Raw genomic sequence first — 11530 nt, 5'->3', positions numbered from 1 at the left:
GCCCTCATGCGTCGTGGATTTCCCGCCGAATCGTGCTAGGCGGCCCGAAGACGCTGCCCTCGATGACCGGGGGTTCTTCAGTCGTCGTCGCTACGGTCCTGGAGACGTGCACTGACTGCGGTCAGAGTGCGGCCGTGGTGATGATCGTGGTGGTTGCAGAGGATGACAGCGCGCTCAAGCGCGAGCCCTATCACCTCCGCGGGGTTGCGCCCTGTTGTCACAATGACGCGACACGCCAACCAGCGAGCCACGTTCCAGATCGTCTCTGACAGAGGCTTCTGGTCCGGCATGTCTTCGACCATTGGCAGGTGACGTAGCACGCGCACTGCGGAGCGCAGACCCTTTGGGTGCAAGACGGCGATGAGCAGAGCCGGTTCGTACGATGCGCCGGAGAGGGGCCACCACGAGCAACTTGTCACGCGTGGGCGCCACGTCGGTTCGCGCAGGTCGATGTCCCACCAGTCGTCGTCGCCAGTCCCGAACTCGCCGCTGAGTGGCTCGCGTTCGGGACGCGTTCCGGGCATCCACCATGCGCCATCGACGGGGCTCTCCTTGAGGCCACGGCGAACGGCCGCCGGGGTTGATTCCGCCACGATGGGCTCGCCAAGAATGACCGCAGACACGTCGGTGCGCCACGAATCATCGTCTCGAAGGAAGCGGCCAAGCTCGGCCAGCCACACTACGGCCAAGAGCGATCCTTCCGGCGTGGTCTTGAGCATCCGGCTCGTGTCCCGCCCCACCGAAGCGCGGAACTCGGCGGACGCCAAGGGATCGACGTGCGCCATCACAAACGTGCGTAGGACAACGGCGGGCTCGGGGATCGAAGCGTGCGTCATGGCTCGCTAGTTGTGATGACCAGGCACGTTGGTCGAGTCATTGCGACTCGTTGATCTGAACGGGTGACAAGCGAAGACCTCTCGCTGTGCAGTGGAGCTGTCTAGGTCCCACACCACGCACCGGGAGGTCTTCATGGCCCACGCTACCCACTCGAACGCCGCGCTCACAGTCCGCGCCCGCCTACGCCTGGCCCGCCTCATCATCGACGACGAATGGCCCATCGCCCGCGCAGCAGAACGCTACGACGTGTCCTGGAAGACCGCCGCGAAATGGGCCCGCCGCTACGAAGCTGAAGGCGCCGACGGTCTCCTGGATCGTTCCAGCCGCCCCCACCACCAACCGAACAAGACGCCACCACACGTGGTCCGCAAGATCGTCAAGACCCGGCTGCGTCAACGCCTCGGACCCATCGAAATCGGCGCGAAACTGGGCCTGCCCGCCTCAACCGTGCACGCCGTCCTGACACGCTGCCACCTCAATAGGCTCACCCACATCGACCGCGCCACCGGCGAACGAGTACGCCGCTACGAACACGGGCGCCCCGGCGATCTCATCCACGTCGACGTGAAGAAACTCGGGCGCGTGCCCGACGGCGGCGGCCACCGCTACGTCGGACGCGCCCAAGGCGAGCAGAACCGCATCGCCACAGTCAAAGCCGGCCACGCCACCCGTAACAGCACCCACGCACCCCGCCTGGGAACGTGCTACCTGCACACCGTCATCGACGACCACTCCCGCGTCGCGTACGTCGAAGCCCACGACGATGAGAAGAAAGAAACCGCAGCGGCCGTGCTGCGCAACGCTGTCGCATGGTTCGCTGCGCGCGGCGTCAGCGTCCAACGCGTGCTGAGTGACAACGGCTCAGCGTACAAGAGCCACCACTGGCGTGACACCTGCGCCGAACTTGGCATCGTGCACAAGCGCACCCTCCCGTACCGTCCACAGACGAACGGCAAGATCGAACGCTTCCACCGCACCCTGGCCGACGGGTGGGCCTTCGCGAAGTTCTACGACAGCGAAGACGCCCGGCTCGCGGCGCTGGCACCATGGATCCACCAGTACAACCACCACCGGCCCCACTCAGCCATCGGCAGAGTCGCGCCCATCACCCGGTTGGACAACCTGGCTGGTCATCACAGCTAGTGCGACGTTGATGCCGCGCCATAGAAGCACGCCCCGGCAAGCAACTGAGTCTGAAAGGATGCGTGATGGCGAGCCCTCGCCGCGCACGAGTCGGAGGACACCCATGACGAAGCAGCGTCTTGAGCTCACGTGGTTTAACAAGGACCAAGCGCTCATCCCGACGGAGCACGGCCGTTACGGCTATCGGTGGGTCGATCCGAGCGATCCACGCTACTGTGAGACACGCCCGCTCGTGTTCGACGATGTCGTGCGCGGCGAACAGACTCCGAAGTGGGGCGCATTCGTCTACTCCGAGCGCGCTGACCTACCGCCGACCAACGACAACCTGCTGATCCACGGCGAGTCCGGCGATGTGCTCGAAGCCCTCACGCGCGTGCCCGATCTGGCAGAGAAGTACGTCGGGAAGATCAAGCTCATCTACATCGACCCGCCGTTCAACACCGCGCAGACCTTCACCCACTACGAGGACAACCTCGAGCACTCCATCTGGCTGACCATGATGCGTGATCGTCTCCTGCACATGCGCCGTCTCCTGTGTGAAGACGGCTCGATCTGGGTGCACCTCGACTACGCCGAGAACCACCGCATGCGCCTGCTTCTGGACGAGGTGTTCGGGCCGGAGAACTTCGAAGCGGAAGTGATCTGGCAAAAGGCCGGTTCTCCTCGAAATGATGCTGCTGGCTTCTCTTTCTCACAGGACACAATCGCTGTGTACCGGCGCGGGCCGCAATGGCGTCCGAATCGCATGGCGCGACTTGCAGCCAGCAACACGAGTCGTTACAGGTCTCGCGATGGGGACCCTGTTCCTTGGCGAGACGGCGATGCCACCGCACCGGGCGCGGCTACGCACCAGGGCATGGTCTACGGCATCCAGCATCCTGTCTCTGGCAATATCATCTATCCGACCCCCGGGCGCCACTGGGGGCTCAGCCAGTCTCAGATGCTCGCCAACATGAACGAGTACGCCACGTACGAGCTACGGGACATCGACGATGCCGACGCCCGCGCGCGAGTATGTGGCATCTCCAGTGACGCCATTCGTTCAGGGGTGCAAGCCATCATGCTCGCAGTGCCCCTCGACTCCGCAGCACATTCCGCCCGCCAACGCTACGACGCGGGACACTGGCCCGAGATCGTCATGCTCGGCCTCCGGGACAAGCTTCAGCGCAAGAAACACCTGGCGGACGACGGACGGGTCCCCGAGACGCTCTGGCTGGGGGCCGATGTCGGCGGCAGCCTTCGGGGAAAGAACCAAGTCAAGGACCTCTTCCCCGGGCTCAGCCCGTTCGCCACGCCTAAACCCGAGGAACTGCTCGAACGGGTCATCCACATCGGGTCGAACCCTGGCGATATTGTCCTCGACATCTTCGCCGGGTCCGGCACGACGGCGGCGGTCGCGCAGAAGATGGGGCGCCGGTGGGTGACCTGCGAGCTGATCGGCGACACGATCGAGCGTTTCACGCGCCCACGCTTGGAGAAGGTCGTGAGCGATGAAGACCCCGGCGGTATCACCCGGACCGCCGGGGAACGCGTCGCCGCGGACGGAGTCGAGCTGCCCGAGGGCCTGAGTGCTGCGGACGCGCAGAAGTTCACTGCAGCGCTGAACAAGCTCGTCGCTGACTCTCCCGCTCTCGCGAAGTCTGTTCAGGTGAAGCAGCTCAAGGCGATGGCCAAGACGGTGAAGACGAAGGAAACGGTGAACTGGCGCGGCGGTGGCGGCTTCCGGGTAGCGCACCTGGCCCCGGCGTGCTTCGACTACGACGAAGACCTCCACCGCGTCGTGCTCACCGACGCCGCCACGGGCAACACGCTCGTCGAGTCGATCGCGGCCAACCTCGGCTTCACCCTCGAAATGGACGATCTGTACTTCGACGGTTACCGCGGGCGCACGATGCTCAAGGTCCACGAGGGAATCCTCGACCTCGAGACGGCCGACGACCTGCTCTCGCACCTGGAGGAAGGCGAGAAGCTCGTCATCGCCGCGACCGGTGTCATGGACGGCGTGCGTGAGCACGTGCGCAAACGCGGCAAGGGCTCGAAGGTCGTGCACGTGCCGGACGACATCTTCCGCTACAGCGAGGAGGACGCGTGATGAAGCGCCTCGACATCACCTTCGACCAGAGCGACATCGACGCGATCGCGTCGGACTTCGACCTGCGTTCCCCGAACAAGAAGGCGCTGCGCGCCCTCCTCCTGGCGCTGACGGATGACGACTTCGACCGTCGCGTCCCGCAGGTGCTCAACCTGGCGACAGGTGTCGGCAAGACCTATCTCATGGCCGCGTTCGTCGAGTACCTGCGTCGGCAGGGCATCGAGCACGTCATGATCGTCACACCGTCGCTGACGGTGCAGACGAAGACGGTGCAGAACTTCACGCCCGGTTCCGGGCGTTACATTGCTGGCGCCCCCGTCGCGCCGATGGTGACGACGCCGCAGGACTACTCGGCCTGGCGAACGCGCCAGAACGGCCCAGCATCCCTGACGTTCGGGCCCGAGAACCCCGTGATGGCGTTCATCTTCAACATCCATCAGCTCATCGCCCCGAAGAACCTCGACGGAGAGACGAAGGGATCCAAGACCACCGCTGCGCAGCTGCGCACACGCAAGTTCGACGAATCCTCGGGGGCGCTCTTCGAGTACTTGGCCACTCGGGAGGATCTCGTCGTCATCGCTGACGAATCTCACCTCTACGGCCCATCAGCGAAGGCCTTCTCGGCGGCCCTGCGCGAACTGAACCCCGCGGCGACGATCGGTCTGACGGCCTCAGCCTCGGCGAGCGATCATGTCGTCTTCCGCTACCCCCTGTACCAGGCGATCGCCGACCGGTTCGTCAAGGCGCCCGTTCTCGCCTTCCGCAAGGGTGGGTACGGATCGGACACGGCGAGCGAGGAGCAGCAGTTGCGCGACGCGTTGTCGTTGCGCCGGATCAAGCAGGACGCGTACGACGCCTGGGTGGCTGCGCACCCGGGCACACGCCGCCTCAACGCCGTCACGTTCGTCGTCTGCGCGGACGTGGAGCACGCCACCCAGGTAGCGGATCTGCTGCGCTCGCCGGGGTACCTCGACAGCACCAGCGCCGTCCTGCAGGTAGACAACGAGCACAACGACGCGGCGACCCAGACGCTGCTCGACCGCCTCGACCAGCCCGACTCTCCCGTACTGGCCGTCGTGAGCGTCAACAAGCTCAAGGAGGGGTGGGACGTCAAGAACATCGCCGTCGTCGTCACGCTGCGAGCGATGGCATCCGACGTGCTCACCCAGCAGACGATGGGCCGAGGACTGCGCCTGCCGTTCGGCGCGTGGACCGGGGTGCGTCAGATCGACCAGCTCGACATCATCGCCCATCAATCGTTCCGCGAGTTACTCGACGCCGAGCACGTCCTCGAACAGTTTGGCCTCGATGAGGCGGTTCCGGATCGAGCCGGCGATGACCGGCTCAAGGCCCTTCTTCGTCAGACAGGGGCTACCCCCGACCAGCGCCTGGACGAAACCGCCCAGCCTGGGGGCCACGACACAGAATCGGGGCGCGGGCAGTCGCCGTCGTCTGGCGCACCCGGCCACGACGAGACCACGCACGGCGACAGCAGCACGACCACGGACGACAGCTCCGGTTGGGATGCAGAAGGGCGAAGCGTGGACGTGCTCGGCTTGGGCATCAACCAACTCGACGACCTCGAGAATGCCTCGAGCCGACCGGGCGTTACGCTCGAGCCAGTTCGCGTTGAGATGAACGAAGAGTTTGTGGGTACCACGTTCACGTTCCCCGTCACTGTCATGCGGGCCCAGCAGCCGACGTTCAGCTTCGAGCGCATCAAGCCCGCACAGATTCAGGCGGCTGCTGCGAAGGTGAGCACCACCGGCGACGTCATGGTACGTAAGGAGATCGTGGCGAGTGTCGGCCGCAAGCTCGGGGTCGCTGACACGGACGTGGCCACGGTGGAAAGCGCGCCGCAAAGCCTCGAGGATACTGAACGGGCCTTGACGCAGTTGTTGATGCGCATGCAAGTCGTGCCGCAGACGCCGCAGAATGCGATGCTCGCGAAACGACACATCATCCCGACGTTCCTCGCTGCGGCGCCCGTCACCGAGTGGACGGTCAAGACCATCGCCTCCGCAGCGAACGAGGTTGAGAACCTCGTTAAGACGGCGGTCACGGACATGCTGAAGGAGACGAAGGTCGTCACCGAGATCGTGCCGAAGGTCTTGCCGCAGGCCGATGAGTACTACCTGCCGCCCGGTGAGCGGGTGCACGAGCAGATCGACGACAGAAAGAAGTTCGTGAGGGGCCGCTACTACGACGGGTGGTTCCGGGGCCTCTTCCCCGTTGAGTCATTTGATTCGTGGAGCGGCGAGTACGCACTGGCGCGTCTGCTGAACGTTTCACCCAGCATCGTGTGGTGGAAGCGCCTGCACGTGCCGGAGCGGGCGAGCATCCAGTACAACCTGAAGAACAAGTACTACCCCGATTTCGTCGCGTTCGACACCGACGGGGTCCACTGGATCATCGAGGGCAAGGACGCGCGCGGGCGAGCCGACGACGACGTGCAAGCCAAACGTGAGGCCGCCGAGACCACCGTCATCAAGCTGCTCGCCGAGCCCGACTTCGCCGATCAGCGCTGGGGCTACCTCATCGCGTACGAGGACGACGTCGCCGCAACTGAAACGTGGGAGGAGCTCAAGGGACGCAGCCAGCCCGTGAGCCCGATGGCGCCGTGAGCGGCGCCGCCCGGGCCTGCACAGACGCTGTCATCGTGGTGCAGTAGCGCGGCTAATGGTGCGGGCGGAGACGCCGAAAGCAGCGCCACATTCTTCGAGGGAGGCTCCGTCATCACGCATCGCGCGGACAGCCCGAACCTGGGCCTGCGTAAGGGCTCGAGGGCGTCCGCCGACCCGGCCGCGCCGCCGTGCGGCGGCGAGCCCGTCGCGGGTGCGCTCGGACAGATGGTCGCGCTCGAGCTGTGCCACAGCCAGCAGCACGGTCAGCACCAGCCTTCCACTCGGCGTGGAGGTGTCGAGGCCTAGCTGCAAGACGCGAAGACCCATCCCGTGCCGCTCGAGGCCGTCGACGAGTTCGAGGACGCCTCGGACGTTGCGGCCGAGTCGATCGAGGCTCGCGATCGTGAGGACATCACCCGGACGCATCCACGCGCGAGCGGCTTGCAGCTCGGGGCGGTCCATCCGCACACCGGTGACCCCATGATCGATGAAGATGCGCTGGCACCCTGCGTCACGTAGAGCATCAATCTGGCGATCGACGAGCTGCTCAGCGGTGGACACCCGCGCATACCCGACAAAAACGGGGGTTCCGGCACTGTCAGTTTTGCGGGGGTTTCCGTCCACCTGCGCCCCACACGAACCCGCACCCGCCGGTCGTCGAGGTTCTGTCGCGCCAGAATCGATCGTTAATGTCATGCGACACGAGTGCGACGTCCGCGCGGTTATGAAGGCGCGGTTTTGTTCCCGCCGACATTAACGGGCCTAGTCTCACCTGCGCTCTGGGGAGCGCACCGCGCGAGTAACGCAACGAGTGCGAAGTGCGCGCAGGTCGCGACATGATGGAGATCCATGGCGAAGTCCCCGGGTATCCGGCGATCACCGCTCAGGGTCCACATAAAGCGGGGCCAGGCATGCCCGTGGGCGAGCCCGCTGTAGGTGTTCCATAGCCATGCTGCTTCGTCTTGCAGGATCGCTACGTTCTCATCGGTGTGCTCATCCGGTGCGGCGCTGATCAACGCTTCAGCGATAGCTGCGGTCATGTCGTCAACCGTCGCGCCATCCTTCGTCTCTATCTTCGAAGACCCCAGTGCCTGATGTTGTGCGCGGAAGCTATCCAGAAGTTCCTCAGGGGCTCGCACCCCGGCAAGGCCTTCGAACTGGACGTACCGTTTGAGTCCGCGGATCCCGCTGCCGAGATCTTGGGCGACAACTGCAGCGGCTCGCTCGCTTCGAAGTTCTGGGTCTGATGGCAGCAGGACGTAGACAACCCTCGCAGCTCCGACCAGAGCAGTACGCAAGAGGGTCTGAAAGACGATCGGTGAGGTGGGCAGCTCATCAGTCACCAGTCTGGAGATCTGCTGCAGCGATCCGACTGATGCTTCGGCCGCGGAGAACAGCACCTGGTCGAGGCGAAGGGGCCCGTCTGCGAGTCCCTCGTGTAGTCGGTAGAGCTCGGTGGAGGCCGGGACTCGTTCAATGGCATTGAGCCGCTCGGCCAGCTCTGTGATGGGATCCTGGATGACAAGGAGAGCCCGGTCGAAGTGGGCGGCTACGGCGGGGTCATCCAGGCCGAAGTCGATCATGTGTTCTCCTGAAGTCGAGCCGTCGAATATCTGAAGCCTAGTCAGCCTGGCGATTACGTGCAGGAGTGAGGACATCCGGATGGACGCGAACGAGACCGTGAGGCACCTGCGGTACTGGATGCAGGATCAACCGACTTCGGAGCGGTTGGCCGCGCAGATACTCGCTCACGCAGGATACGAGGAGCTTGATCCGTCGCACCCTATGGGCGGTCCCGATGGCGGCTTCGACGCCGTGGGCAACCGGAAGGGGCAGCGCTGGGGGATGGCGGTCTACTTCCCCCGCGATACTCAGTCCTTCAGCGCCATCAAGGCGAAGTTCACGGACGACGCGTCCAAGATGGCAGCATCTGATGCTCAAGGGATCGCGTTCGTCACGAACCAGCCCATCAAGCTTGGGCAGCGAGACAAGCTCACGAAGATTGCCAAAGACCTGAGCCTGGATGTCGAGATCTTCCACCTGGACCGAGTCGCCCACATCCTCGACACTCCGGCGATGCAGTCCGTCCGGCGCCGCTTCCTTCCTGTTCAAGACGAGAGCTGGCTCGATGACGCTCGCCGAGCGGTACGCGATGAAGCTTCGCGGGCGGCGGAGCAATGTGACTTCGATTGCCGTATTCAGGCGTTCGTGTGGCCCATCGTGGTAGGAGCTGCGAACACCATCGGAGTGACACTCCTTCGAGCTGGGGAGCGGGTGGAAGATGTTCTCCCGTTCCAGGTCCTGGATCCGTCCCGCTCTGAGAAGGGAGTGCTGATCATCTGCGGACCGGGCGCAGACCCACAGGAGGCTCTGTCAGCCCTGCTGGCCATGGGGGAGGGGGCCGGGTGGAAGGCCCAGTACCAAGGGCCGCTACAGCGCCCGGCCACGATTGTCGCAGCGTGCCCCTACGGGGTCGCGGACGTGACGGCGCATCTTCGCGCTCTGATTGATTCCGGTCTGGGTGGGACGGGGCGCCCCACGGTGGCTTGGGGAACGATCACGCCGTCGGGTACGTCAGCGAGCGAGTGATCATGACAGGGTCGATCACAGAGCGTCAGCGAGAAATCCTGGAATCGATCCGCGACGGGTCTGTGCCTGAGGACCCGCCCACCGGATACAGGATCTCAGCACGGGCGTTAGCCAACCGGCGGCTAGTCGCCATCTACGGACACGGCGACGAGTGGGACGTGGAACTGACCGACGCTGGGAAGCACTATCTCGAGACGGGCGACTACCCGGAAGGACACTTCGGCCCAGCACGGCACCATGATGCTCGCCGGGTTGCAGCAGCTGCCACGAAGACGAGAAAGCCGCGCGGCCGCAGCGAACAGCTGGCGCGCGAGGAGCTACCCATCGACTCTCCAAGTGGAGCGCGCCGCCGAGGTGGTCGTCCGCGAGGCGATGAACTCTTTCGCGATGGCGACCCCGACCCTCACGACGAGCGAATCCTGATCACGGTGAAGGAAGCAGCCTGGCGCTTGAGCCTCACGGAGAACGCCATTCGTGAAGCCGTGCGTTCTGGGGACCTCCACCGAGTCTTCATCGGGCAAGGCAATACGAACTACCGAATCGTCTATGTCTCCCTGCTGGCCTGGGTCAACGACATGCCGCAGGAACCCGCGCGCAGTTGGTGGTTCTGATGGCGTGGGAAGCCCCCGATGCTCCGCGGCTGCTTATCTCGGCCTCGCGGGTAGCCGCGGAGCTCGACGTTCCCGCGTGGAAGGCGTGGGAAGTCTGTTGGTGCTTGGAGAGGCGCTACTACTCAGAGGGGCAGAGTCACTACCGTGTGACCGTCCGATCCTTGGATTCTCTGCGGGCGTTGTTGTCGCTCGGGCTGACGCTCAGCGACGCACGGACCGTCATGTGGCACTACAAGCAGGAGGGCCAGTTGCCGCCGCCCGAGCTGACGGAACATCAGATCCAGAGCATCATCTGGCTACGGGGACGTCGACGTCGAGGTCACGTCATCGGGGGCTGATCAGTGTCGGCGGCACGGACCAGAGCGGCAGATCCTGCCAGTTCTCCGGCAGCATCATCATGTCCGGGCTCAGGGTCCGGATCGAGGGGAACTGCTCCAGCGTGTGGCGTAGCTGTCCGACGAGGTCGTGTCGGTCGTCGTGGCGCAGCAGGTAGGCGATGACGGCGAGGGTGCCGTAGACGCGGTCGACGCTGGCTCGAGCGTGATCGAGGAGGGGATCCTGGTTGCGGCGGTTGAGCTGAGGTTTCATGCCGATCGCTCGGTTCCAGAGGCGACCGTGATGAGCGACGACGTTTCGCACGATGTTGATGGCCTTGAGCCACGAGCGCAGTTCGTCCGCGCGTGCGCCGAAGTGGTCGGCGATGGCTGCGCGGCACGCGAACGGGGTCATCTCGTACAGGGTGACGAGTTGCCCGAGCTGCATGATCTCCGTTGCGACCCAGACTGGTATCTGCCCGTCGTAGCGGCGCTGATGGTGCTGGACGAAGTCTTCCTTCGACCGCGCCTGAAGGTCGGCCAGTGACTTTCGGAACTGATTGAACTTCTGATTGGCGGCCCGTTCGTCAAGGACTGCGCGGTCGAGGTGAGCGAACGATCCGAGCCGCCCGAGTTCGTAGCCGACGGTCACGCGCAGATGCAGCTCGATGTGCGAGATGCAGCGCCAGACGGTGTCACGCAACTCAGTGTCGAAATGGTGGATGGCGAGCACGTCATCGAACGTGGTGCCCTCGAAGAAGTGATCGAGGCGTTCGCCGCCGGGGGAGAGGGCGCGGAACGGGTACCAGTAGCCGCTGAGGCGGTAGTAGCCGAAGTGCGCGAGATCGTCGATGTGGGCTCGTGCGCCGATCAGGCCACGAGACTCAAGGAGTTCAGCCTGGTCGTGCATCGACAGCCAAGGCTTCCCGTACGGCATCGGCACCGGATGACCCCCTACATGCGAGGACCGGCCCTGACCTGCGATGCAGGCGGGCCGGTCATGGTGATGTCAATCTACAGGATTCGCGCAGGTCCTCAGATCCAGACGAGATTCGAAGGAGTATCGACAGTGACGTGCGAGTGCACAAAAAGTACACACGAGATGGCTCGCAGCTTCCCTGATGGGTGATCCATCACGCGCGGCGGCATGGCCGCAAGGTCTCGAAAACCGTGGCAGGACAGTCGATGTGCCGCAATTTTGCCGCGAGGTTCGTTTCGCCGAGGTTGACGACCAAGTTCTCCTAAAGCGGGTGTCGGCAGTTCGAATCTGCCCGGGAGCACCAGGCCCCACCTCGGCGGTGAATGCGAGCGAAATGGCTG

General features: G+C 64.4%; 10 protein-coding genes and 1 tRNA gene. 7 read left to right on the top strand and 4 right to left on the bottom strand.

Features of this window, described 5'->3' with window-relative positions; genetic code table 11:
* Positions 1 to 77: 77 nt before the first annotated feature.
* On the bottom strand, positions 78 to 836 hold the full coding sequence (locus B2284_RS01410) for a hypothetical protein (RefSeq protein ID WP_136788832.1): 759 nt from the start codon (positions 834 to 836) through the stop codon (positions 78 to 80).
* A gap of 133 nt (positions 837 to 969) precedes the next feature.
* On the opposite strand from B2284_RS01410, the gene B2284_RS01405 reads away from it, so the two are divergent.
* The 3 genes from B2284_RS01405 (at position 970) to B2284_RS01395 (ending at position 6696) form a co-directional block, all read left to right on the top strand.
* Entirely contained in the window at positions 970 to 1980 is a 1011-nt protein-coding gene (locus B2284_RS01405) for an IS481 family transposase (RefSeq protein WP_083607382.1), read from the top strand.
* 103 nt (positions 1981 to 2083) lie between these two features.
* On the top strand, positions 2084 to 4072 hold the full coding sequence (locus B2284_RS01400) for a site-specific DNA-methyltransferase (protein WP_074046464.1): 1989 nt from the start codon (positions 2084 to 2086) through the stop codon (positions 4070 to 4072).
* Positions 4072 to 6696, top strand: a complete 2625-nt coding sequence (locus B2284_RS01395) for a DEAD/DEAH box helicase (protein WP_074046465.1) — start codon at positions 4072 to 4074, stop codon at positions 6694 to 6696. Before B2284_RS01400 ends, B2284_RS01395 begins: the two co-directional genes overlap by 1 nt.
* 30 nt (positions 6697 to 6726) lie before the next feature.
* Here the strand turns inward: B2284_RS01395 and B2284_RS01390 are convergent, their stop codons facing one another.
* Together B2284_RS01390 and B2284_RS01385 are read right to left on the bottom strand one after the other, a co-directional pair.
* The gene (locus B2284_RS01390; RefSeq protein WP_074046466.1) at positions 6727 to 7320 is read right to left on the bottom strand and encodes a recombinase family protein; all 594 of its coding nucleotides are present in this window, start codon (positions 7318 to 7320) and stop codon (positions 6727 to 6729) included.
* Positions 7321 to 7418: 98 nt separating this feature from the next.
* A complete protein-coding gene (locus B2284_RS01385) occupies positions 7419 to 8279 on the bottom strand; it encodes a hypothetical protein (protein ID WP_074046467.1) in 861 nt (286 codons plus the stop codon).
* Between the two features lie 79 nt (positions 8280 to 8358).
* On the opposite strand from B2284_RS01385, the gene B2284_RS01380 reads away from it, so the two are divergent.
* The 3 genes from B2284_RS01380 (at position 8359) to B2284_RS01370 (ending at position 10234) form a co-directional block, all read left to right on the top strand.
* Positions 8359 to 9285: a hypothetical protein gene (locus B2284_RS01380; RefSeq protein ID WP_074046468.1), complete on the top strand. Its 927-nt coding sequence runs from the start codon at positions 8359 to 8361 to the stop codon at positions 9283 to 9285.
* Between the two features lie 158 nt (positions 9286 to 9443).
* Complete coding sequence (locus B2284_RS01375; protein ID WP_074046481.1) at positions 9444 to 9896, top strand: excisionase; 453 nt, start codon at positions 9444 to 9446, stop codon at positions 9894 to 9896.
* Between the two features lie 161 nt (positions 9897 to 10057).
* Complete coding sequence (locus B2284_RS01370; RefSeq protein WP_170957284.1) at positions 10058 to 10234, top strand: hypothetical protein; 177 nt, start codon at positions 10058 to 10060, stop codon at positions 10232 to 10234.
* Here the strand turns inward: B2284_RS01370 and B2284_RS01365 are convergent.
* Positions 10221 to 11120, bottom strand: a complete 900-nt coding sequence (locus tag B2284_RS01365) for an Abi family protein (RefSeq protein WP_170957285.1) — start codon at positions 11118 to 11120, stop codon at positions 10221 to 10223. The genes B2284_RS01370 and B2284_RS01365 overlap by 14 nt on opposite strands.
* 302 nt (positions 11121 to 11422) lie before the next feature.
* On the opposite strand from B2284_RS01365, the gene B2284_RS01360 reads away from it, so the two are divergent.
* Positions 11423 to 11493 (top strand) — tRNA-Arg (locus B2284_RS01360).
* Positions 11494 to 11530 lie beyond the last annotated feature (37 nt).

Source organism: Dermacoccus sp. UBA1591 (assembly GCF_002322065.1).
In the GTDB taxonomy this organism is placed as follows: Bacteria; Actinomycetota; Actinomycetes; order Actinomycetales; family Dermatophilaceae; genus Dermacoccus; species Dermacoccus nishinomiyaensis.
Note: the sequence above shows the minus strand (reverse complement) of the source record. Positions and strands in the feature narration are given on the sequence as shown.

Bases quoted from the DNA above. Each gene is read 5' to 3' on its own strand.
- B2284_RS01365 (WP_170957285.1), bottom strand. From the start codon at position 11,120: ATGCACGACCAGGCTGAACTCCTTGAGTCTCGTGGCCTGATCGGCGCA.
- B2284_RS01395 (WP_074046465.1), top strand. From the start codon at position 4,072: ATGAAGCGCCTCGACATCACCTTCGACCAGAGCGACATCGACGCGATC.
- B2284_RS01380 (WP_074046468.1), top strand. From the start codon at position 8,359: ATGGACGCGAACGAGACCGTGAGGCACCTGCGGTACTGGATGCAGGAT.
- B2284_RS01410 (WP_136788832.1), bottom strand. From the start codon at position 836: ATGACGCACGCTTCGATCCCCGAGCCCGCCGTTGTCCTACGCACGTTT.
- B2284_RS01405 (WP_083607382.1), top strand. From the start codon at position 970: ATGGCCCACGCTACCCACTCGAACGCCGCGCTCACAGTCCGCGCCCGC.
- B2284_RS01385 (WP_074046467.1), bottom strand. From the start codon at position 8,279: ATGATCGACTTCGGCCTGGATGACCCCGCCGTAGCCGCCCACTTCGAC.
- B2284_RS01400 (WP_074046464.1), top strand. From the start codon at position 2,084: ATGACGAAGCAGCGTCTTGAGCTCACGTGGTTTAACAAGGACCAAGCG.